This window comes from Amylolactobacillus amylophilus DSM 20533 = JCM 1125, from assembly GCF_001936335.1.
GTDB lineage: Bacteria > Bacillota > Bacilli > Lactobacillales > Lactobacillaceae > Amylolactobacillus > Amylolactobacillus amylophilus.
This window is the reverse complement of sequence record NZ_CP018888.1, coordinates 141,298-162,327: the sequence shown is the minus strand read 5'-3', so window position 1 is coordinate 162,327 and position 21,030 is coordinate 141,298. Positions and strand designations below refer to the sequence as shown.

Below are 21,030 nucleotides of genomic sequence, written 5' to 3'. Positions count from 1 at the left end.
ACAACTAAATTTTAGCATAAAAACCAATTTATTAAAGGAAATGTGTATGCAAAAGGTATTAATTATTGTTGGCCCAACTGCGGTTGGCAAAACAAAACTTGGCGTGGCGTTATCCCAGCAGTTGAATGGTGAAATCATTTCCGGCGATTCCATGCAAATTTATCGGGAAATTTCGGTGGGGACGGCAAAGCCAGCTGAGGCTGAATTGGCTATGGCAAGACACCACCTAGTAAATGAATTATCCGTGTTTGACTCCTATTCGGTGAAGGATTTCGTCGCTCGTGCGAATGCAGCAATCGGCCAGATTAACGCGGCCAATCACCTTCCACTGGTTGTTGGTGGTACGGGCTTTTATATCACGGCCTTGGTCAATGGGTTGCAACTGGGGGAACAGGAGACATATGATTCTCCGGTGGACGAGCAAATTGAGCAATATCTGGTGCGTGCAGGTCCACTTGCACTCTGGCAGCATCTACATGAGCAGGACCCGCAGGCAGCGGCCAAAATTCCCTACCAGAATACGCGGCGGGTCATGCGTGCTTTGAGTGTGATAGAACGGACTGGACACCCGTTCTCACAGCAACAGGAACAGATTGCCCCTTTGTTTGATACCAAGATTATTGGCTTAAATACGGAGCGTGCCCACCTGTATGATTTGATCAACCGGCGGGTGGATACGATGCTTGAGCAGGGTCTATTAGCAGAGGCTGAATTTATTTTCACACACAAAGAGACGATTCAACAGGTTAAGCAGGCAATTGGCTACAAGGAGTTGTTTCCCTACTTTGAAGGCGAACAAACTCTTGATGAGGCTGTGGCTAAGCTGAAGCAGGCGTCACGTAAGTATGCCAAAAGGCAACTAACCTACTTTAGGAATAAAATGTCCGTCAGTTGGTGTGATTTAACTGACTATAATCCTGACGCCGCAACGGATTTTGCAAAAATAAAACAGGAAGTAATTGAGTGGTTAAATAATGACAAATAGACTAGTAGCAAATGAACAATTGAATACGATATTGGCTGAAGTGGATGAACAGGTAAAGCCGTATTTTGAACGAGTTGAAGCAAACATGTTGTTCAACCAAAAGAAGGTCCTCGATGCCTTCATCAAGCATCAAGTTTCAGAATCGGATTTGAATGGAACTAATGGCTACGGCAATGATGACTATGGTCGTGAGAAGCTTGATGAAATCTATGCGGACATTTTCCACACGGAGAAGGCCTTGGTTCGCACCCAGTTTGTTTCGGGCACGCATACGCTGTCCACGGCGTTATTTGGTAACTTGCGCCCCGGAGACACATTGACTTACTTAACTGGGATGCCATACGACACCATGCAGGAAGTCATTGGTATCGCCGGTAACAAGCGCGGCTCATTGGTTGAGTGGGGGGTTAATTTCTCACACGTTCCGTTAAAAGACGGTGAAATCGATTTTGCAGCAGCAAAGACCATCCTGTTACGAGATCATCCGAAGATCGTTGCTATTCAGCGTTCACGTGGTTATGATACCCGGCAGAGTTTCGTCATTCAGAAAATCAAGCAGATGATCGATTTCGTCAAAAAGACGCTGCCAAACGCCATTATCTTTATCGATAACTGTTATGGTGAATTCTCTGAGACGGTTGAGCCAACTGAGCTGGGTGCTAACCTGATGGCCGGATCTTTGATCAAGAATCCGGGTGGTGGCTTGGCCCAAACTGGTGGCTATATCGTCGGTGATGCCTCATTAGTTGAAAATGCGGCGTATCAACTTACGGCACCGGGCATCGGTGGCGAAGAGGGTGCCACGCTAGATGCAAATAGGACGTTCTACCAGGGCCTATTTCAGGCACCGCATGTTGTGGGTCAGGCAATTAAGGGAGCAATCTATACCAGTGCCCTTCTTGAACGGGTCGGGTTAGAAGTTTCTCCTAGATTTACTGATACTAGAACGGATTTAATTCAGACAGTGATCTTTAACAATCGAGCAAAAATGATTAAATTTATTCAGGCAATTCAGGCAAATTCGCCGATTGATTCTTTTGTAGTACCAAATCCAAGTGAGATGGCTGGCTACGAGGATCAGGTCATTATGGCCGCCGGGACATTTGTCCAAGGTTCAACACTCGAGTTCTCGGCGGACGGCCCAATTAGACCACCTTACGCAGTTTACCTTCAAGGCGGACTAACATTTGAGCACGTTAAACTAGCGTTAATTAACGCAGTTGAACAACTATACTTTAGCAAATAAACGCCAAAATACAGTTTATTTGCTGTACATGTTAGAATAGCTTACATGGAAAATTGTAATTCTCTTAGAATGTGCTATTCTAATCAACGTACTCGAGGTAAATAACATGGATGAAATTACGACACGCCGCAATTATCCAATTTTGACGATGGCAATCGCGATTAAACTGACTGGTTTAACTGCCAGGCAGATTCGCTATTACACAGACAAGGAACTGATCAAGGTGGCACGAACACCAGGGGGACAACGTTTGTTCTCCCTGAATCAGATTGATTTGCTGCTGGAGATTAAAGCACAAATCAGTGCTGGATTCAGTTTGGCCGAAACCAAGAAATTTCTGAGTAAGAAAATGTCACATCCGAGTCAAAACGATGATCAGACGACCAGAAAGATTTTGTTCGATGAGTTACTACAGAGTAGTCCTTTCGGAAATAAATCTTAATAGACGGAGTAGGTTCAATGGCGAAAACATTATCAAAGGAAGAAATAAAACAGATTATGCAGGAGGAGAACGTACAGTTCCTGCGGTTGATGTTCACAGATATTAACGGAATAATTAAGAACGTTGAGGTTCCGGCTTCACAGGTGGATAAGGTGCTCGATAACAAAATCACTTTTGATGGCTCATCAATCGATGGCTTTGTGCGGATTGAGGAGAGCGACATGCTGCTGCATCCTGATCTCTCGACTTGGCTAATCTTTCCCTGGGGCGTTGAGCATGGCAAAGTTGCCCGCCTAATCTGTGATGTCTATCTGCCAGATGGCACGCCTTTCCCAGGCGATCCCAGAAATAATCTACGGCGCGTGCTAGAGCAGATGCGCGATAAAGGCTTTTCGGACTTTAATATTGGCCCCGAGCCAGAGTTTTTCCTTTTTAAATTAGATGATAACAATGAGCCAACATTGGACCTAAATGATCAGGGTGCATACTTCGACTTTGCACCGGTTGACCTTGGGGAAAATTGTCGCCGTGACATCGTCTTAGAACTTGAGAAGATGGGCTTTGAGGTGGAGGCTAGTCACCATGAAGTAGCGCCGGGTCAACACGAAATTGACTTCCGCTATGCTGATGCATTAGAGGCTGCTGACCGGATCCAAACTTTCAAGCTAGTTGTGAAGACAATTGCGCGCAAACACGGTCTCCATGCGACGTTCATGGCTAAGCCACTCCAAGGAATTAACGGTAGTGGAATGCACATGAACATGTCGCTCTTCCGAGACGGCCAAAACATCTTTTTTGATAGTCAGGGTGAGCAACAGCTTTCAAAGGAGGCCTATTACTTCTTGAATGGTGTACTGAACCATGCACGGGCGCTGACGGCGCTCAATAATCCAACTGTAAATTCGTATAAGCGACTTGTCCCAGGTTTCGAGGCACCTGTCTATGTGGCCTGGTCCGCACGTAATCGCTCGCCGTTAATTCGGATTCCCTCAGGTCGAGGCAACTCTACTAGAATTGAGTTCCGGAGCCCGGATCCAACTGCGAACCCATACTTGGTGATTGCGGGAATTCTGATGGCCGGCTTGGATGGCTTGAAAGAACGACAGATGCCTGTACACTCCGTTGATCGAAATATCTATTCAATGAGCGAAACAGAGCGTAAGGCAAATGGCATCACCGATTTACCTTCGACACTGCATAATGCGGTTAAGGCATTCAAGAAAGACCAAGTAGTGCTGGACGCACTGGGAGAACACTTAGCACAAAGCTTTGTTGACTCAAAGGATCTTGAGTGGGCGAGCTACCGGCAGACCGTCTCTGACTGGGAACGTGAACAATACATGCAATTATACTAGGTATACAAAGAAAACCGAGCCTTCAACTGAAGGCTCGGTTTTTTAGTTACTTCTGATAAACTGTGATGCTACTCTGAGCTAGGTCGACCGTATAAGTGGTTGATTCCTGTGGTCGTTTAGTCATGCCCTGATCTGTACTGTAGACTACAAGTGCCAACTGGGTGTCCTTTGGCAGTGTGTAGTAGGTTGGTTGAAGTTCGAATTCTAGATCGTAGAACTCACCGGGCGTTACAGACCTGGCGATCCTTTGATTCGCATAATTCTGGATATTTTGGTGCCCCTTTGCAATCAACTTGAAGTCTGTCGGATGAGCGGGTTGAAACTCTTTTAAGGATTCCGTGCCGAAATGGTATCCTAGTTCTTGACCGTTGAGGTCGACGACTTGCGGCACTGCACTTAGACGGCTTCTTCTGCCCAGTTCAATCAAAGCTACGGAGAGTTGGCCTTTCTTTAAGCTTGAACTAACTCGTAGGTGTACTTTAGGACGGCCAACAAGCGTGACTGGGAAATCTAATGGTTCGCTCATGAAACGGAGTTGGGCATCAAGCCAAGACTTCGTGCCGCCGAGAAATTGCTTTTCCCATTCTGTTTCCGAGATATTCATCTCATGGAACTGTTTGCCACCGACGTCTTCAAAGGAGTGGATACTTGCGGCATCCTGGTTCTTTGCTAATTGCTGGTTGTTATTCAAGTGATAAGTGGTCGCCTGACCAAGGTTGTTAGACCAGGTCTGCTCCGAATGCCAGGTGTCTGCCTGTAGATTATCCTGGACAAGTACGTCTGGCCATTGAATCAATGCGCCGTTTTTTACACCTAAGAGCTCATGTGCTAACCAAAGATTAATCATGTCTGTAAAGTCGATTGATTGTAGATTATTCATGTAGGTGTGTGGTCCTTGGTGAAGGAACAACTTGTGTTTGATTGGCAGATTCTGGAGTTCGTGCCATAGTTTGTAGACGTTCTTTGGCTTAACGTTCCAGTCGTTTAGACCGTGAACCGAGATGAAGCTGCATTTAATGTTCTTGACGTTATGCCGGTAGTTCCTGGCAGCCCAGAAATCGTTGTATTGGCCCGTGGTTCTATCCTGTCCGGCCACTAAAGCCTGCATAACTTTGTCGAAATAGGGCTTGTTTCTTAGGTAATCAGCAGATTGCTGGAAGTTACTCTGACATAGCTCAGCCAGAATATCCGTATCCTCGCCTTGGCAGAGTACCGGGGCAATTACCAACCCATGTTCTCGGTAGTAATCATACCAACTTGAGATTGCGGCCTCTGAGATAACCGTCTTTAGCCCCTTAACGCCGGTAGTAGCCACTGCCGTTGCCAGAGTACCCAAATAGGATTTGCCGGTCATCGCCACGTTACCGTTAGACCACCAGGCTTTAGTCTGAGTGGTTCTTTCGCGTGTTGTATAGGCAATCCGATTGCCAGTTAGCCACTCGATAATTTCTTTGGCACAGATGGTCTCTTCCACTGAGCCACAAAGGCGCACACCGTCAGAGCCGTATGTTCCAATACCGCCTGCATAGACGTTTGCGAATCCGCGAGCGAGGAAGTACTCATTCAGGCTGTAGATGCCGTTTCTAGTTGCTGTCTCTTCAGGCACAGCATTCTCTGTACTTGGCACGCTCTTTTCCTTCAAGTTAGGGGCTGGTTGGCGGTAGACAGGATTTTCTTTGATTTCGGTGAGGTTCTCATCAACTGAGTGGAGGTGATCATCGACATCGTTTGTGCCACCCCAATAAGGATTGGCAGTGTACAAGATTGGTACCCGTAAGTTTTGTTCAGTCTCTTGTGGACGAAAGATGGTTGCTTGTAACAGATCCTTTTGGCCATCGTGATCTGTGTCGAGGTCACTTTCAACATAGATGACTTCGCGGATAATCTTAGTGGTATCGAACACGGGCAGAATCTTGCCGTTGAAGTAGACAAATTGTGGTTTTTCCGCCTTGAACCACGGAACGAAGTAGCCTTTTGCTGCCAGATGATCAATTAATAATTGACCGTTCTTCGCCCTGGTAGATAGCAAAAGATAGTATGCATTAAAGATGTTTTCTTGGTTGATTTTATTGGCTTGCAGAAAGGGTAAATTGTGCTCCTTGAAAAGCGCTAAGGGATTTCCTAAATCGTAGTCGTATCCTGCATGATAGCCCAGTAGCTGCAGGGCCACGTTGTAGAAATTATTCTGCGTGATTTCGGTCACGTGTTGTTCAATTAGTGCGAAAATACTTTGTGTTTCATCAGCCGCGATGGCCGAGAGCGTTTGGCGCTTAGCACCGATGGTCTTTTGCTCCGGGAAGAGTTTGCCGAACAACAAGCCCAATAAGTCTGAGAATTCTAACGTCTCATACTCGGCGGGAAGAAATTTCAGTGCGATGAGTTCCTTAATTTGGTCGGCCTGACCAACGTTGATGCGACCGTATTGATTGTATTTCATGTGTTTACCTCCAACATCATATAATCTTTATTTTACAGTTTTTGAGAACGGTTTAAAAGACTGTTATCACCGATTCTGGTCACTGCAGACGACAAAAAAAACCGGACCAACCGGTTCGGTTTTAAGCATTAATGACACAGGTGGGATTCGGACCCACGACCTACGGTTTAGAAGACCGTTGCTCTATCCAGCTGAGCTACTGTGTCAGAACGAAGTATATTGTACTAAGTAACTGAGCAGTTTGTCAATTGAATTAGGGTTTTATCCCGAGATTTTTTTAGCTAATGAGTAATTGACGCGTGCAAAGCTCCAGTGACTATTCGTTCAAGGGATAGAAGAACCGGCTTTAGTTGGTGCGATGTAATAGTTGGATTGGCTAATGGTTGCCCCCAGGGTATTTTGGTAGAAGTAAAATTCTTCGGCGAGTGTTTGATCGTTTAAAACAACGAAGCCGGCACAGAGGTCGGCATGGCCGCCAAAGTATTTGGTCGCGGAGTAGGCAACGACGTCGGCTCCTAACTCAAGCGGTTGTTGCAAGTAGCTGGTCATAAACGTGTTATCACAAATGACAATTGCGTGGTGACGGTGTGCAATCTCTGCGACCTGCTTGATATCCGTTACCCGTAACGTTGGGTTAGGGGCGTCTCGATGTAAACTTTCCTAGTATTCTCGGTGAAATCGGCGTCTGTCAGGTGATTTAGGTCTAGTACTAGGCTGTAGTCAATCTGGTTTTTCGTGAAAAGATCACTGAAGAAGCGGTAGGTGCCGCCGTAAATATTCGCCGAACTGATGACCCGGTCGCCGGGATTGAAATGTTCAAAGACGGTGGCGATAGCAGCCATGCCCGAACTAAATTCGAGGCCGTATCTGGCTCCCTCTAACCGGGCAATGAGGCGTTCTGCTTTTTCACGGGTCGGCTTTTGCGTGCGGACGTATTCGTATTGTCCATCGTGATCCAGATCCTGGAAGCGGTAAGTTGAGCTGAGAAAGATTGGGGGCATGATGGCACCATACTCGTTCTCGCGTGTGGGAACGCCCTGCACAACTAATGAATCGTAGTGTAAATCTGATTTGGTCTTATTCTCTGTCATGTCAAAAATCTTCCTTCAATATCGACCCGAAATGGTGCATTTTCTTTTAATTTAGTCATCTTGCTGCTCCTTTTCTAAGCAATAAAAAAATCCTTACAATCGCAAACGCGAAAGTAAGGACGACATTGAATCGTGTTACCACCTTAATTTAGATTATGAAAAAGCATAATCCCTCACTGAGTACCAACATACCCGCACGCTATAATGGGCGTACCCAGTAAAACTTTACATTAAGGCTCAGTGTTACGACGCTTCAAGACCATTTTCCAAGCAGTATTATTATCTACTCACACCACACGTAGACTCTCTGAGAATAATGAAATACCTGTACTCATCTTTTCATTGTTCTTTAATGTTGTTTGATTGGTTGCTAGTATGGGTTCCCGTTTACCGGGTGTCAATAGGAAAAACGAAATAAATCAATAATCGTATGATTTTTTGATTGACGACAGTGATTTTTTTGTGTATCCTAACAAAGATTTTAAAAAGAAAGAGAGAATACGCTGATGTGGTTTGCACCTGCGTTAATCACGCTTCTTGCCTGGGGAGCTGCTGATTTATTTTATAAACTAGGCAATCATGAGAGAGATAGGTACAGTGCATTAAAAACGGTAATTTTGGTCGGCGTTGTCATGGGACTTCACGTGTTGTTCTACTACGTGATGTACGAGGGAATCGACTACGACTGGCGCAACCTAATCGTTTACCTACCGGTTTCTGCAATGTACATCCTCTCAATGGGGGTGGGATATTTCGGTCTGCGGTACATTGAGTTATCCGTATCCAGTCCGCTTCAGAACTCTTCTGGTGCGTTTGTAGTCCTCCTGTCATTCTTCCTCATGAATGGTAACATGGAGCCACTTCAATGGGTCGCCGTGGCGATTATCATTATCGGAATGATTCTGCTTGGTATTTTCGAGAAGAAGGAAGCTGATGCTGAACTCTTGACAGAGGGGGAGAAAGTTGATCGAAAGTATCGCTTAAGTGCCATTGCGATTATCTTCCCAATCATCTATGCGTTACTCGACGCAACCGGGACCTTTTTAGACGGAGTTTACCTCTATTACAAGAAGATCCTCCCTGAGGACCAAGCGAATATGAGCTATGAATTAACATTCTTAATCGTGGGTGTCGTCATCTGGTTGTACCTCGCATTGGTCAAAAAAGAGACGGTCAACATCTTCAAGGAACGCTCTAAAGGCTTAGCTGCGATTTTCGAAACACTTGGTCAATTCTTCTACGTTGGTGCGACGGCCGGCAACGCAATTGTCGCTGCACCGATGATTGCCTCATACAGTGTGGTCTCCATTATTTTGGCCCGGATTTTCTTGAAGGAGAAACTAAACTGGCAACAATATACCGTGATTACGTTCATCATGGTGGCGATTGCCATTCTCGGCTTCTACGATCGTTAAGATTTAGGTGGTAGAACTGTTGCTTTTTCCATATAGCTCTGTTATTATTGTGTAGTTGTATTTGTGGACCACACAGCTGCAACCGCACATCAAGGGTTTTAAAGCGTAGCACCCGGTGGTGGCGAGTCTAAGAATATAGGAGGTGTACGTTATGTACGCAATCATTAAAACAGGTGGTAAACAATATAAAGTAGCCGAAGGCGAAGCCGTTTACGTTGAGAAACTAGACGTTGCTGAAGGTGAAAATGTTACTTTTGATCAAGTTATCTTAGTAAACGATGGCAAGAACACTAAAGTAGGCGCTCCATTAGTTGATGGCGCAAGCGTTTCTGGTAAGGTTGAGAAGCAAGGTAAGGAAAAGAAAGTTGTTACTTACAAGTACAAGCCTAAGAAGCATTCACATACCAAAAAGGGTCACCGTCAACCATATACCAAAGTCGTTATTGAAAGTATTAAGGGCTAGTTACTAGCTCAATATTGAGGTGAATAGAATGTTAATCAAGAATATTTTAAATCTAAGACTATTTTCTCACCATAAGGGTGGCGGTTCCACATCTAATGGCCGTGACTCAGCTGGTCGTCGTTTAGGCGCTAAGAGAGCTGATGGCCAAAATGTTACTGCAGGTTCAATCCTTTTCCGTCAACGCGGAACTAAGATTCACCCAGGACTTAATGTTGGTCGTGGTGGCGACGATACTTTGTTTGCTAAAGTTGAAGGCGTTGTTAAATTTGAACGTCTTGGAAGAGACCGTAAACAAGTTTCAGTTTATCCACTTGAAGAAGCAAAATAATTAATTAGGAAAAGGGCTGAAATTTCAGCCCTTTTTTGTTGGTGAAAATAATGAATAGAGAATATTTAGTGGATTCAAACAGACAAAAGACAATTGAGCGGCGATTAGAACAGCTCATCTCGTTGATTAAAAAAGAGGCAGCAGAAGCGATGGTTGTCTTCTCGGAGACGAGTATCCGCTACCTCACTGGCTTTACTGGCGAGGAGGCGCAATTGGTGATTTTCTCCGACGGCAGCAGCTTTTTACTGTCTGATTCTCGGTTCGCCAGCCAGCTTAAGACTGAGGTTCCGAGCACGATTTCTGTGGTCATGAAGACACGTGGCGAGATGCCGGAAATCGTTGCTTTGCTGCATGCCCATGCAAGCAAAAAAGTTCTAATTGAAGGAGATTTTCTTTCGGCAACGGCATTTGCTACCTTAAAGGCCCAAGATTCTCAACTGGAATATGAACTGGTAACTGAATTCGTGGAGCGGCTACGGCTCGTTAAAGATGAAGATGAGATTGCGCTAGTACGGCGTGCAATTGAGATCTCCGAGCAGAGTTTTCAAGCGATTCTCCCCCAAATCGCTGTTGGTAAAACAGAGCGTGAAATCGCCGCGGCCCTCGAATACGCTATGAAAGAGCCTGGAGCTAGTGGTCCTTCGTTTGCGACAATCGTTGCCTCTGGAGTGCGTTCAGCCTGGCCACATGGTAAGGCGAGTGATAAGCAGCTAGCGGCACACGAACTGATTACGATTGACTTCGGTTGTGTGTTTGAAGGATATGTTTCTGACATTACACGGACTGTAGCCTTGGGAACGGTTAGTTCAGAGCTGAATGAGATTTATCAGGTTGTGCTGGCGGCCAATAAGCAGGGAATTGCTGCTAGCGTGGCTGGTAACAGGGGTGCCGACGTAGATTCTGCGGCAAGAAATCTGATTAATGAGGCCGGGTATGGTCAATACTTTGGTCACGGCATCGGTCACGGCATCGGCCTGGATATTCACGAGATTAATAGCCCAACAATGAAATTCAGAGAGACGATGCTCTTGGAGAATATGGTCACGACCGTCGAACCGGGAATTTATCTCCCAGGAAAGGGTGGCGTGCGGATCGAAGACGACGTGCGGATTAGTGCAACTCCCGCTGTTTTAACAACTTTGCCAAAAGAAGAATTAATTATCCTATAGTTTGTTGCAACGGGACCCCATTGATTGGTAAAATGATAACTAGATACGGAGGAAAATCAAATGATTTCTGTTAATGAATTTAAAAACGGCTTAACCATCGAATTTGATGGCGGACTATGGCGCATTGTGGAATTCCAACATGTAAAGCCAGGTAAGGGTGGTGCGTTCGTGCGGTCTAAGTTAAAGAACTTACGGACTGGTGCATTACAAGAGAAGACTTTTAGATCAACCGAGAAGGTCGAGAAGGCTCAAGTTGATACTAAGAAGATGCAGTATCTTTATATGAACGGTGACAACTTCGTGTTCATGGACACAGATACCTATGAGCAAATCGAATTACCAGGGGAAGAAATTGTCGCAGAGCAAAAGTATTTGCTCGAGAACATGGTGGTTAACGTCATGATGTATGGTAGTGAGACTATTGGTGTCGAGCTTCCTAACACCGTCGACTTGACTGTGGCCGAAACAGAACCAGGAATTCGGGGCGACACATCAAGCGGTGGTACTAAGCCAGCGACTATGGAGACTGGACTCGTTGTTCAAGTGCCATTCTTCGTTAACGCTGGCGACAAGTTAACAATCAATACGACAGATGGTTCTTATATTTCTCGCTCTAACAACTAGGGAGGCAGAAAAATGGCTGAAAATTCTACAATTATCTTAACCAACGAAAACGAAGATAACCAAATTAAGATTGACCTGCGTGTCCTCGAGGTAATTCTTGGTATTGCTGCAACTAAAGTTGATGGCGTATATGAGATGCGGGGTACACTTGCAAACAATATTAATAAGTTGTTTGGCCGTGAAAATCACGGTAAAGGTGTTGATTTGAAGGTGGTCGATAATGAATTATTGGCCGATGTCTATGCTTATTTCAAGAGTGGAGTCAACATCCCGAAGGTTGCTTTAGAATTACAGAAGAAGCTCCAGACGCAACTTGAACAGATGACTGATTTGAAATTGAAGGAAATTAATATTCACGTTGTTGGCTTGTATTCAATTAAGGAAGAGGAGCAGGCTAATCCTGGCTCTTTATTCTCTAATTCAGAGGAAGAAACCGATGAGCAAGCTTTGACGAAGGAGCAATTAGATTAAGATGAATCAACATGAAGTTAGACGGTTTGCACTCCAAGTAATCTTTTTGCTAAACCAGAACCAGGAGTTGACGGCTCAAAGCGCCATCCAACAGGTCAAAAACACGACGGACTTCGACCAGGAGACGCCAGAGTATGCAACTTACCTAGTTAACGGCGTAGAGGAGAAGCGGGCAGACTTACGCCAGTCAATTGCACAGTACCTGAAGCAGGGCTGGAAAATTGAACGAATTAATAAGATTGATTTATCTATTTTAGAGTTAGCAATTTTCGAAATTCAAAATAGTGAAAGTATTCCAAAGATTGCTGCGGTCGATGAAGCATTGAATCTAGCAGGAGAGTTTAGTGATGATGTCTCAAAGGCGTTTATCAACGGAATCCTGTCAAACTTCGTCTCTAAATAAGTCAGGCTGGTACTTTTTGTACCAGTTTTTTTATATTCTAGCTTGACTACTTACTTAGTGCTTGATTTATACTTAGCAGAGTAATGGGAGGTATTGGATGAATAATTTAATTGATGGTAAGGCAATTGCCAATGAGTTAGCCGTCTCGTTAAGACAGTCAGTGGCTGAATTGAAGCGGTCTGGTGTGCAGCCCAAGTTGGCTGTTATCCTAGTTGGTGATAATAGTGCCAGTGCTATTTATGTTAGAAATAAGGGACGTCGTGCCGAGGAACTGGGTATTTCGTTTAGGCTTATTCACTTGCCAGCAACTGTAAACGAGGCCGAATTGTTACGAAACATTGAGCAACTGAATCAAGATTCGGGCGTTGACGGAATCTTGGTTCAACTACCACTCCCGGCTGCAATTAACGAGGAGACTGTCATCAATGCAATCGCACCTGAAAAGGATGTCGATGGATTTAGTCCCGTTAATTTCGGTCATTTATGGCAGAATAATCCGGCAATCATTCCATCAACTGCTGGTGGGATCATGACGCTTTTGAAGGCGAAGAACATTGACTTAACCGGCCAAAATGTTGTAATCATCAACAGAAGCAATATTGTCGGTCGTCCACTAGCGGCGCTCATGTTACAGCAGGATGCCACGGTTACGATTGCACACTCAAAAACTAAAAATTTACCAGAGTTGACTCGGACCGCCGATATTTTGGTTTCAGCAACCGGACGTGCAGCATTCGTTACGAAGGACATGGTGCATCCCGGGGCTATTGTGATTGATGTTGGCATGAATAGGGATGAAGCCGGTAAACTTGTTGGAGATGTAGATTTTGCAGCAGTATCAAAAAAAGCAGGTCTGATCACGCCGGTTCCTGGTGGTGTTGGACCCATGACGGTCATTACACTTATGCAACAAGTGGTAGAGATTGCAAAGAAAAGGAAAGATTAATGAATTCACCGGAATATATTACTGTCTCGCTCCTTAATCAGTATTTAAATAGAAAATTTGAATATGACCCATACCTCCATCATGTTTTCTTGAGTGGTGAGATATCTAATTTTCGTGAGCGACCAAATTCACACCAGTATTTTTCTTTGAAGGATGAACACAGCAAGATCAAAGTTGTGATGTTTAAGTCGGCCTATCAGAAGTTGAAATTTCGGCCAGAAGAAGGAATGAAGGTACTGGTTAGGGGGAAGGTTACCCTCTATCAACCGAGCGGTGAATATCAGATTAACATTGATAAGATGGAACCAGACGGCGTCGGCTCATTGTATCAGGCGTATGAGCAATTAAAAGGCAAGTTGGCAGCTGAAGGTTTATTTGATTTACCAACTAGGGCTTTACCGCATTTTCCGCAGAGAATTGCGGTGATTACGAGTAGGTCTGGGGCAGTTATTCGCGACATCATTACCACGGCCAATAGGCGGTATCCTCAGGCAGAAATTGTCCTCTATCCAGCCGTTGTGCAGGGTGATCAGGCTAAGTATAGTTTAGTTGATGCGTTGAAACGCGTGCAACGAGACGTTGCTAACTATGATGTGCTAATCATTGGGCGTGGTGGTGGTTCAATCGAGGATCTTTGGCCATTTAACGAGGAAGTTGTGGTCCGACAGATTGCCGAGATGAAGTTACCGGTAATTAGCTCGGTTGGGCATGAAACTGACACGACATTGAGTGATTTGGTGGCAGACTATCGTGCAGCAACACCAACAGCGGCGGCAGAACTAGCCACACCCAAACTGGTTGATGAGTTGGTTAGCTTGAAGAAACAACAACAATTATTGTTTTCAAGAATCAATGTTGTACTGCGTTTAAAACGTGAAGGATTAGAGCGCGTGAATAGCAATATCGTCTTGACGCAGCCAAACAGACTCTTTGACCAGCGGACACAGCAGGTGGATCTCCTACAGCAACGCTTACTAAAAGCCATTACAAAGCGCAATAGCGATTTGGCACATAGAACTGTGTTGCTGAAGGAGCGACTCAATAAACGCCTGCTCCAACAGAATATCGCTAACCTGACTAATCAAAACACATTCCTTCTTCAGAGTCTTTTTGCTAAAATGAAAGCAGTATTGAATAACAAGAAGAATGGCCTTGGTTTAGCAGCTAACAAGCTTGATGCAATAAGTCCATTGAAGATTATCGGTCGCGGATATGTTCTGGCCAACAAGGGTGATCGGACAATAATATCTGTAACACAAGTTAAGCAGAACGATTTGTTAGAATTGAATTTTAAGGATGGCATAGTCACGGCAGAAGCCATCAAGATAGAGGAGAGACGTAATGAGTAATCAGAAAAAGAGTTTTGAGGAACAATTAGCTGATTTAGAACAGATTGTTACGAATTTGGAAAATGGTGCTATTCCCTTGGATGAGGCTTTAACTCAGTTTCAGACAGGGGTCTTATTGAGTAAGAATCTGGAACAACAGTTAGCAAAAGCAGAGGCGACAGTAGCTAAGTTGATGGACGAGGATGGGCAGGTTAAACCGTTAGATGTAAGTGAGAATCCTGATGACAAGTAGGAGTTTCAGCGAATTTATTGTTGAATATTCATTGACCATCGATGATTTTTTGAAACAGGCGCTGGTTGCTAGAGTGACTGATGAGAACTTACGAACAGTCTTAACATATTCTGTCTTAGCTCCAGGTAAGAGGTTGCGCCCCCTTTTATTTTTGGCTACATTGGTGGAGCTTGGTTGCGAGATTACAAATGAGCATGTGAAAGTTGCGGGGGGGATTGAGATTATCCACACCTACTCGTTGATTCATGATGATCTGCCAGCCATGGATAATGACGATTATCGGCGCGGTCAACTGACCAGTCATAAGAAATTTGGCGAAGCCAATGCAATTTTGGCTGGCGATGCCCTCCTCACTATGGGTATCAACTGGCTGTTGGTTGCCGATTTAAATAGTGCAGAGGTGGTCCAGTCAGCACGGGTACTGACAGATGCTATTGGACCAAATGGCATGGTGGGCGGCCAATTTATCGATATTCGTTCAACTAACTCAGATGTTGATGAGGAGACGATTGAGCAGTTAGAGTACAAAAAAACTGCTGAATTAATTATTGCCGCGGTGAAAATGGGAACAATTTTTGGTCAAGCGAATGAACAACAAGCCCAACAACTTGTTAAATTTGCGACCGATTTCGGGCAAGCCTTTCAGATTTATGATGATTTGGTCGACGTGACTGAGACCGCAACAGAAGCCGGCAAAGCAACTGAGAAAGACGCAGCTGCAGGAAAGAATAATTATGTGACCAGGTTTGGCATTGCTGGTGCCAGAAAAGATCTCAACCAGCTGGTGGAGCAAATGAGGCAGGACCTTAGTGATTTTGACGGTGGTGTCTTACTAGGTTTTACCAATATCTTTAAGAAAGTGTTAGAGAATGACCAAAAAAAGAGTTGATACATTATTATTTGAGCAAGGTTTATTTAATTCACGCTCACAGGCGCAGCGTGCAATCATGGCCGGGCTAGTTCTCGATCACAATTCTGAACGGATTGATAAAGCAGGGGATAAATTCCCTGAAGATGAGCAGTTTATTATCAAGGACGATGGTCAGAAATACGTTAGTCGTGGCGGTTACAAACTTGAGAAAGCCCTCGAGGTATTTGAGATTGACTTACAAGACAGACTCTGTCTAGATATTGGTGCATCAACTGGTGGTTTCACCGATGTTGCATTACAAAATGGCTCCAGAAAGGTGTACGCCCTCGATGTTGGTTATAACCAGTTGGCGTGGCAGTTAAGGGATGACCCCAGAGTAATTGTGATGGAGCGGGTTAATTTTCGGTACAGTAAGCCAGAGGATTTCACCGCGGGACTTCCAGACTTTGCCATGACCGATGTATCCTTCATCTCCCTTGATCTAATTCTGCCGCCGATGCATGCTATTTTGAAGGACGGCTGCGACGCAGTTTGTTTAATTAAACCGCAGTTTGAGGCCGGTAAAGAAAATGTTGGTAAGAACGGAATTATTCGTGACCATCGGGTTCATCAACAGGTGATAGAGAAGATTATTAATTCTGCGCTTAAAAACGGATTTGATGTAGTTAATCTGGACTATTCACCGGTAAAGGGTGGTCATGGTAATATAGAATTTCTAATTCATCTAAGAAAGAACGCGAACGAAGTGGCGCAATTATTATGGCAGGTTACTCCACAGGAATTAGTTCAAGCTGCAGTAGCCGATCTAGAATAAATTTGTGAATGAGGTTAAATTATGTTAGCCAAGTTAGATATCCAAAATTTTGCAATTATCAAGGACTTAAAGGTTGATTTCACAACGGGATTTACTGCTCTGATTGGTGAAACTGGCGCAGGTAAGTCTATTTTAATTGACGCGTTAGCTATTTTGCTGGGAAGCCGTGCATCTACAGACTTCATTAGAACTGGTAGTAAAAGCAGTACAGTTACCGGTCAATTTGAAGTCGGCGAAACCACCTTACCGTTGATTAAACAAGATCTGGCAAACTATGGCTTACCTGAATTAGATGACCAAACACTTCTGGTGCAGCGGGAGATTACGACGAAGGGGCGCAATACCGTCCGCGTCAACGGTCAGCTGACGACGATTAACGTTTTGGCTAGTCTGGGACAGAAATTAGTCGATATTCACGGTCAAAGTGATCAGCAGATACTAATGGACGAGACCGCTCATGTAACTCTGCTTGACCGCTTTGGTGATACGGCAATCAGACAATTATTAGCAGATTATCAGACACATTACAGGTCCTTCAATGAGGCCAAGAAGCACTTAAATCAGGTTACCAAAAATGTCCAAGAAATTGCTCAGAAGAAAGATATTTTAACTTTTCAACTCAATGAGATTGCGGAAGTTAAGATTGAAGATGCTACTGAGGATGAGCGAATTGACGATGAACTAACTAGACTTGATAATTACCAGAAAATATTGGAAACGGCTAACTCCATCCAGGCCATCTTGGAGTCTGAAGATCAGAATGTGGTGGATCCGGTGGGTGTCGCCATGAATGATGCCGTGAGTCTAGCAAACCTTAGTCACGAATACCAAGGTCTCGCAGACTCATTGAATGATGCGTATTATGCACTTGATGATGCGCGCGCGCGTGTTCAAGATCTGCTAGATACGCTCGACTTCGATGAGGAACATTATCAATTTCTACTGGAGCGGTCGAGTCAACTAAATATCTTGAAGAAGAAATACGGACCAACCTTAGCCGACGTACTGTCGTTCTACGATAGAAATGCACAGGAACTGGCTGGTTTTAACGATAGCGATTATGATGTACAGCAGCTCGATAAACTCATTAAGCAAGAAGAAAAGTATCTCAATGAGATCGGGACTAAATTGCATAGTGCCCGGGTAAAAGTTGCGCAGCAACTCGAGCAAGAAATCAAGCATCAATTACGCGATTTGTATATGGAAAAAGCCGATTTTGCAGTCTCTATTGTTCAAACCGATAACTTTCTAACAAATGGTTTAGATGAGATTAAATTTTTGATTTCACCAAACCCGGGTGAAGAATTAAAACCCCTCGTTAAGATTGCCTCTGGTGGTGAACAATCTAGAATTATGCTCGCCCTGAAAGTAATTTTTGGGCAACTATCAGCCGTTCAAACAATGATGTTTGATGAGATTGATACTGGTGTGTCGGGACGCGTTGCGGCGGCAATTGGTCAGAAGATGCTCGAGCTTTCTAAGACAAAGCAGGTACTGACAATTACGCATGCACCGCAGGTTGCGGCGATTGCAGATCAACGCTTCCTCATCGCCAAGACAATTGCCAACAATCAGACATACACAGAGCTTGATTTGCTTGATGACAGCAGCTCGGTCCAGGCGATTGCAAAGATGATTGCGGGAAATAAGGTAACGGAGTCTGCCTTGAAGAATGCGGCCGATTTGTTAGCTCAAAAAAACTAAATAATTATCAAACCGAAAAAGTCCATAACTACTAATACTAACTTAGTAGATTGAAGTGAACCCCCGGTATTGGACCAAAATCAATACCGGGGGTTTTACTATGACCAAATATACCAAGCAGTTTAAACTACATGTTGTTCAAGACTATTTGACTTCTTCATTGGGTTTTATCTTGATTGCTAGAAAGTACCGGATTAAAAGTCATGCAACCGTTAATAAATGGGTGCTTCAATACCAACGTTTCGGTGTTAAGGGGCTTGAGATTCGCCGACCAGAGAAAGTTTATGATGGCACTTTTAAGGTGACTGTTTTCAACTGGATGAAAACGAATCAGGCATCTATAACCGAAACTACCCTTAACTTCGATATTTCTGCGCCGTCAACCGTTTGGCAATGGCGACGAACGTTTGAATATGAAGGCCTTGATGCCTTGTTTCGTAACCGAGGACGATCAAAAATTATGTCAGCTGATAAACAAGGCAAGAAAACAAAACAACCAGATGAATTAACACGCTTACGTGACGAAAATGAATTACTAAAGATCGAGAATGAATACCTAAAAAAATTAAAGGCCTTGGCTCAATTACAAGTAGACAACGATCACAAATCATCCAAGAACTAAGGCCCAAATATCGGTGCGGCAAGATCCTCAAAGTCGTTGGCATGGCCAAGAGCACCTATAGCTACGCGATAAAGTATCTCCCAACTGAAAACAATCCGTATGTGATCCTTAAACAAACCATTACAGACCTTAAGGCTAACGTGACCGCGTCCGGTTATCGCCAGATCACTGGCCAATTGCGTGAAATGGGTCTGGTGGTCAATAATAAGAAAGTCTTACGACTAATGCGTGAACTGAACCTGTTATCAACGGTATATAATAAGCAAACCCGTAAATATAACTCTTACAAGGGAACGGTTGGAGCTGTCGCTAAGAATCGACTTAAACGACGCTTTATGATTAATCGACCGTATCAAAAGTTAACGACTGATATTACGGAGCTTTGTTGGGGCAATAAAACGATTGAAGAACGGGCTTACTTTACGTGTGTTTATGATCTATTTTCCGGTGAAGTCCTGAGCCATGATATTTCTTTAAACCCAACTGTGGCGTTCACCACCGATGTTTTAACAACAGCGATCAACCTGATTCCAAAACAACTAGGTTATCGGACAACGGTCCACTCTGATCAAGGCTTTCAATATCAAAATCCACGTTGTGTCCGCATTTTAAAGCAACAACGTCTCTTCCAGAGTATGTCACGCAAGCCAACCTGCTTAGATAATGCGGCCATGGAAAGTTTTTTCACATTCTAAAAGCAGAAGTTTATGATCAAAAACAGTTAGAAACCTTGGCAGAATTAACCCTAGCCGTAGCAAACTGGATTCAATATTATAATTTCACGAGAATCAAAACAAAACTGGGTGGTAAGAGCCCGGTTAAATACCGTGTTCTTACCACCCAGAAAGTTGCTTAAAGTTTCGTCCAATATTTGGGGTTCACTTCAATTTCAAAAGTAATTTCTTGTGCGGTCTTTTTTTGTAGCTAAATGACTATTTAGTTGCAGATTCAACTTTGAAGATTCGATTGAGTGGAACAAACTCAATCACGTTTGAGTGATATGTGGCAAGTACAACTTGGCTAACTGGCGTAATCTGCTGAACTCGACCAATAATTTGCCGTTCATCGTCCAATGTCACAAGAACAAGATTTTTTGTATGCCAAGCTGTGTTTAACTTTTCCAAGCGTTCAGCTGGAAGATCCTCGATAATCGTCAGTTCTGGAATGGAGTAGTCAAAGAGCTTCTGATAGGTCTCTGTTAGTCTACTGATGAATGCGGTATTGGCAGGTGTGTTCACGTTTGCATCTAAAGAATTAATCTTGAAGTCCATTATTTACTCCTCCGAACATTTGTTTGTATTTCTATTATACGAACAAACGTTCTATTTTGCAACAACATTATTTCATTGCTGCAAAAAATTTTAAAAACACGATGAAAAACTTGAAAAAAAATGACTTTTAATGCATGATTGATATATTAATTTTAGATAGATGACAGGAAGAGAACATGTCCGAAAAGGGATTATTAATTGTTTTGTCTGGCCCCTCTGGTGTTGGAAAGGGGACCGTTCGTCAAAAAATGGTAGAGAGTAAATTATTTGAGTTTCAGTACTCGGTCTCGATGACTACAAGGAAACCGCGTCCGGGCGAAGTAGATGGAGAGGATTACTACTTTACGACGAAGGATAAATTTAAGGAGGCAATTGCAAACGGCAAGATGCTGGAGCATGCCCAATACGTTGATAATTTCTACGGTACGCCGCTAACGCCAGTTAAGAAGATGCTGGCTGAAGGACATGATGTTCTGCTGGAGATTGAAGTTAACGGTGCCATGAAGGTCCGTGAGAAAATGCCAGATGGTGTGTTTATTTTCCTCACACCACCCGATTTGATGGAACTGAAGGATCGGATAACAAAACGCGGCACAGACGCTGCTGCCGTCATCGAGAAGCGGATGGCCCAGGCCAAAGTTGAAATCATGATGATGGAGAACTATGATTATGCTGTCGTTAATGATAAAGTAGAGAATGCTGTTAACAGAATCAAAGACATTGTCTCAAGTGAACATGTTCGTGTGCCACGAGTAATCGATAATTATCGGAAAATGATAAAGGAGAATTAAG

The 21,030-nt window shown here is 43.9% G+C and carries 22 protein-coding genes, 1 tRNA gene, 1 pseudogene and 2 other annotated features; of the genes and pseudogenes, 19 read left to right on the top strand and 5 right to left on the bottom strand.

What is annotated here, in order from left to right:
• The first annotated feature begins 46 nt into the window (after positions 1 to 46).
• The 4 genes from miaA to glnA all read left to right on the top strand — a co-directional run bounded on the left by miaA (position 47) and on the right by glnA (position 4,028).
• The gene (gene miaA, locus LA20533_RS00825) at positions 47 to 985 is read left to right on the top strand and encodes a tRNA (adenosine(37)-N6)-dimethylallyltransferase MiaA (RefSeq protein WP_056946360.1); all 939 of its coding nucleotides are present in this window, start codon (positions 47 to 49) and stop codon (positions 983 to 985) included.
• Positions 975 to 2,231: a methionine gamma-lyase family protein gene (locus tag LA20533_RS00820; RefSeq protein ID WP_056946354.1), complete on the top strand. Its 1,257-nt coding sequence runs from the start codon at positions 975 to 977 to the stop codon at positions 2,229 to 2,231. The genes miaA and LA20533_RS00820 overlap by 11 nt, the downstream gene beginning before the upstream one ends.
• A 106-nt stretch (positions 2,232 to 2,337) precedes the next feature.
• Positions 2,338 to 2,673 carry a MerR family transcriptional regulator gene (locus LA20533_RS00815; RefSeq protein ID WP_054744842.1) on the top strand — a complete coding sequence of 112 codons (336 nt, stop codon included), beginning with the start codon at positions 2,338 to 2,340 and terminating at the stop codon, positions 2,671 to 2,673.
• A 17-nt stretch (positions 2,674 to 2,690) separates the two neighbouring features.
• Positions 2,691 to 4,028 (top strand): type I glutamate--ammonia ligase, encoded by a 1,338-nt coding sequence (gene glnA, locus LA20533_RS00810; RefSeq protein ID WP_054744844.1) that lies wholly within the window; start codon positions 2,691 to 2,693, stop codon positions 4,026 to 4,028.
• 46 nt (positions 4,029 to 4,074) lie between these two features.
• Here glnA and LA20533_RS00805 read toward each other — a convergent pair whose 3' ends face one another.
• The 4 genes from LA20533_RS00805 to LA20533_RS08885 form a co-directional block, all read right to left on the bottom strand.
• Positions 4,075 to 6,465: a Xaa-Pro dipeptidyl-peptidase gene (locus LA20533_RS00805; RefSeq protein WP_056946341.1), complete on the bottom strand. Its 2,391-nt coding sequence runs from the start codon at positions 6,463 to 6,465 to the stop codon at positions 4,075 to 4,077.
• Between the two features lie 132 nt (positions 6,466 to 6,597).
• Positions 6,598 to 6,671: transfer RNA gene (locus tag LA20533_RS00800), tRNA-Arg, on the bottom strand.
• Between the two features lie 118 nt (positions 6,672 to 6,789).
• Positions 6,790 to 7,059: a PLP-dependent transferase gene (locus LA20533_RS08890; protein WP_250637498.1), complete on the bottom strand. Its 270-nt coding sequence runs from the start codon at positions 7,057 to 7,059 to the stop codon at positions 6,790 to 6,792.
• A gap of 23 nt (positions 7,060 to 7,082) precedes the next feature.
• Positions 7,083 to 7,556, bottom strand: a complete 474-nt coding sequence (locus LA20533_RS08885) for a PLP-dependent transferase (RefSeq protein ID WP_054744849.1) — start codon at positions 7,554 to 7,556, stop codon at positions 7,083 to 7,085.
• Between the two features lie 112 nt (positions 7,557 to 7,668).
• Positions 7,669 to 7,908: a binding site (T-box leader), on the bottom strand.
• Between the two features lie 154 nt (positions 7,909 to 8,062).
• Here LA20533_RS08885 and LA20533_RS00785 point away from each other — a divergent pair.
• The 14 genes and pseudogenes from LA20533_RS00785 (at position 8,063) to LA20533_RS08405 (ending at position 19,823) form a co-directional block, all read left to right on the top strand.
• Entirely contained in the window at positions 8,063 to 8,971 is a 909-nt protein-coding gene (locus tag LA20533_RS00785) for an EamA family transporter (RefSeq protein ID WP_056946331.1), read from the top strand.
• Positions 8,972 to 9,041: 70 nt separating this feature from the next.
• Positions 9,042 to 9,110, top strand: a sequence feature (ribosomal protein L21 leader region).
• A gap of 12 nt (positions 9,111 to 9,122) precedes the next feature.
• Positions 9,123 to 9,434, top strand: a complete 312-nt coding sequence (rplU, locus tag LA20533_RS00780) for a 50S ribosomal protein L21 (protein WP_054744851.1) — start codon at positions 9,123 to 9,125, stop codon at positions 9,432 to 9,434.
• Positions 9,435 to 9,462: 28 nt separating this feature from the next.
• Complete coding sequence (rpmA, locus tag LA20533_RS00775; protein WP_054744853.1) at positions 9,463 to 9,762, top strand: 50S ribosomal protein L27; 300 nt, start codon at positions 9,463 to 9,465, stop codon at positions 9,760 to 9,762.
• A 50-nt stretch (positions 9,763 to 9,812) separates the two neighbouring features.
• Entirely contained in the window at positions 9,813 to 10,931 is a 1,119-nt protein-coding gene (locus tag LA20533_RS00770) for a M24 family metallopeptidase (protein WP_056946329.1), read from the top strand.
• A 60-nt stretch (positions 10,932 to 10,991) separates the two neighbouring features.
• Positions 10,992 to 11,555 carry an elongation factor P gene (gene efp, locus LA20533_RS00765; protein ID WP_054744855.1) on the top strand — a complete coding sequence of 188 codons (564 nt, stop codon included), beginning with the start codon at positions 10,992 to 10,994 and terminating at the stop codon, positions 11,553 to 11,555.
• A gap of 12 nt (positions 11,556 to 11,567) precedes the next feature.
• Positions 11,568 to 12,026, top strand: a complete 459-nt coding sequence (locus LA20533_RS00760; RefSeq protein WP_054744857.1) for an Asp23/Gls24 family envelope stress response protein — start codon at positions 11,568 to 11,570, stop codon at positions 12,024 to 12,026.
• A gap of 1 nt (position 12,027) precedes the next feature.
• Positions 12,028 to 12,429: a transcription antitermination factor NusB gene (nusB, locus tag LA20533_RS00755; protein WP_054744859.1), complete on the top strand. Its 402-nt coding sequence runs from the start codon at positions 12,028 to 12,030 to the stop codon at positions 12,427 to 12,429.
• A 97-nt stretch (positions 12,430 to 12,526) separates the two neighbouring features.
• Positions 12,527 to 13,375, top strand: coding sequence for a bifunctional 5,10-methylenetetrahydrofolate dehydrogenase/5,10-methenyltetrahydrofolate cyclohydrolase (locus LA20533_RS00750; RefSeq protein ID WP_056946327.1), 849 nt, complete (start codon positions 12,527 to 12,529; stop codon positions 13,373 to 13,375).
• Positions 13,375 to 14,724: an exodeoxyribonuclease VII large subunit gene (xseA, locus tag LA20533_RS00745; RefSeq protein WP_054745294.1), complete on the top strand. Its 1,350-nt coding sequence runs from the start codon at positions 13,375 to 13,377 to the stop codon at positions 14,722 to 14,724. Before LA20533_RS00750 ends, xseA begins: the two co-directional genes overlap by 1 nt.
• Positions 14,717 to 14,956: an exodeoxyribonuclease VII small subunit gene (locus LA20533_RS00740; protein ID WP_054744861.1), complete on the top strand. Its 240-nt coding sequence runs from the start codon at positions 14,717 to 14,719 to the stop codon at positions 14,954 to 14,956. The genes xseA and LA20533_RS00740 overlap by 8 nt, the downstream gene beginning before the upstream one ends.
• Complete coding sequence (locus LA20533_RS00735) at positions 14,946 to 15,845, top strand: polyprenyl synthetase family protein (RefSeq protein ID WP_056946326.1); 900 nt, start codon at positions 14,946 to 14,948, stop codon at positions 15,843 to 15,845. The genes LA20533_RS00740 and LA20533_RS00735 overlap by 11 nt, the downstream gene beginning before the upstream one ends.
• A complete protein-coding gene (locus tag LA20533_RS00730; RefSeq protein ID WP_056946325.1) occupies positions 15,826 to 16,641 on the top strand; it encodes a TlyA family RNA methyltransferase in 816 nt (271 codons plus the stop codon). The genes LA20533_RS00735 and LA20533_RS00730 overlap by 20 nt, the downstream gene beginning before the upstream one ends.
• 21 nt (positions 16,642 to 16,662) lie before the next feature.
• A complete protein-coding gene (gene recN, locus LA20533_RS00725; RefSeq protein ID WP_056946324.1) occupies positions 16,663 to 18,345 on the top strand; it encodes a DNA repair protein RecN in 1,683 nt (560 codons plus the stop codon).
• A 100-nt stretch (positions 18,346 to 18,445) separates the two neighbouring features.
• Positions 18,446 to 19,823 (top strand): annotated as a pseudogene (locus LA20533_RS08405) (IS3 family transposase).
• Between the two features lie 76 nt (positions 19,824 to 19,899).
• Here the strand turns inward: LA20533_RS08405 and LA20533_RS00710 are convergent.
• Positions 19,900 to 20,238 (bottom strand): hypothetical protein, encoded by a 339-nt coding sequence (locus tag LA20533_RS00710; protein ID WP_056946321.1) that lies wholly within the window; start codon positions 20,236 to 20,238, stop codon positions 19,900 to 19,902.
• A gap of 176 nt (positions 20,239 to 20,414) precedes the next feature.
• Here LA20533_RS00710 and gmk point away from each other — a divergent pair, with 176 nt between their 5' ends.
• Positions 20,415 to 21,029 (top strand): guanylate kinase, encoded by a 615-nt coding sequence (gene gmk, locus LA20533_RS00705; protein WP_056946319.1) that lies wholly within the window; start codon positions 20,415 to 20,417, stop codon positions 21,027 to 21,029.
• Position 21,030: the final 1 nt, after the last annotated feature.

Excerpts from the sequence above, each read along its gene's own strand:
- efp (WP_054744855.1), top strand. The coding sequence starts at position 10,992 with ATGATTTCTGTTAATGAATTTAAAAACGGCTTAACCATCGAATTTGAT.
- LA20533_RS00785 (WP_056946331.1), top strand. The coding sequence starts at position 8,063 with ATGTGGTTTGCACCTGCGTTAATCACGCTTCTTGCCTGGGGAGCTGCT.
- recN (WP_056946324.1), top strand. The coding sequence starts at position 16,663 with ATGTTAGCCAAGTTAGATATCCAAAATTTTGCAATTATCAAGGACTTA.
- LA20533_RS00710 (WP_056946321.1), bottom strand. The coding sequence starts at position 20,238 with ATGGACTTCAAGATTAATTCTTTAGATGCAAACGTGAACACACCTGCC.
- miaA (WP_056946360.1), top strand. The coding sequence starts at position 47 with ATGCAAAAGGTATTAATTATTGTTGGCCCAACTGCGGTTGGCAAAACA.
- LA20533_RS00770 (WP_056946329.1), top strand. The coding sequence starts at position 9,813 with ATGAATAGAGAATATTTAGTGGATTCAAACAGACAAAAGACAATTGAG.
- LA20533_RS00805 (WP_056946341.1), bottom strand. The coding sequence starts at position 6,465 with ATGAAATACAATCAATACGGTCGCATCAACGTTGGTCAGGCCGACCAA.
- xseA (WP_054745294.1), top strand. The coding sequence starts at position 13,375 with ATGAATTCACCGGAATATATTACTGTCTCGCTCCTTAATCAGTATTTA.
- LA20533_RS08885 (WP_054744849.1), bottom strand. The coding sequence starts at position 7,556 with ATGACAGAGAATAAGACCAAATCAGATTTACACTACGATTCATTAGTT.
- rplU (WP_054744851.1), top strand. The coding sequence starts at position 9,123 with ATGTACGCAATCATTAAAACAGGTGGTAAACAATATAAAGTAGCCGAA.
- gmk (WP_056946319.1), top strand. The coding sequence starts at position 20,415 with ATGTCCGAAAAGGGATTATTAATTGTTTTGTCTGGCCCCTCTGGTGTT.
- glnA (WP_054744844.1), top strand. The coding sequence starts at position 2,691 with ATGGCGAAAACATTATCAAAGGAAGAAATAAAACAGATTATGCAGGAG.
- LA20533_RS00730 (WP_056946325.1), top strand. The coding sequence starts at position 15,826 with ATGACCAAAAAAAGAGTTGATACATTATTATTTGAGCAAGGTTTATTT.
- LA20533_RS00760 (WP_054744857.1), top strand. The coding sequence starts at position 11,568 with ATGGCTGAAAATTCTACAATTATCTTAACCAACGAAAACGAAGATAAC.
- rpmA (WP_054744853.1), top strand. The coding sequence starts at position 9,463 with ATGTTAATCAAGAATATTTTAAATCTAAGACTATTTTCTCACCATAAG.
- LA20533_RS00740 (WP_054744861.1), top strand. The coding sequence starts at position 14,717 with ATGAGTAATCAGAAAAAGAGTTTTGAGGAACAATTAGCTGATTTAGAA.
- nusB (WP_054744859.1), top strand. The coding sequence starts at position 12,028 with ATGAATCAACATGAAGTTAGACGGTTTGCACTCCAAGTAATCTTTTTG.
- LA20533_RS00820 (WP_056946354.1), top strand. The coding sequence starts at position 975 with ATGACAAATAGACTAGTAGCAAATGAACAATTGAATACGATATTGGCT.
- LA20533_RS00750 (WP_056946327.1), top strand. The coding sequence starts at position 12,527 with ATGAATAATTTAATTGATGGTAAGGCAATTGCCAATGAGTTAGCCGTC.
- LA20533_RS00815 (WP_054744842.1), top strand. The coding sequence starts at position 2,338 with ATGGATGAAATTACGACACGCCGCAATTATCCAATTTTGACGATGGCA.
- LA20533_RS00735 (WP_056946326.1), top strand. The coding sequence starts at position 14,946 with ATGACAAGTAGGAGTTTCAGCGAATTTATTGTTGAATATTCATTGACC.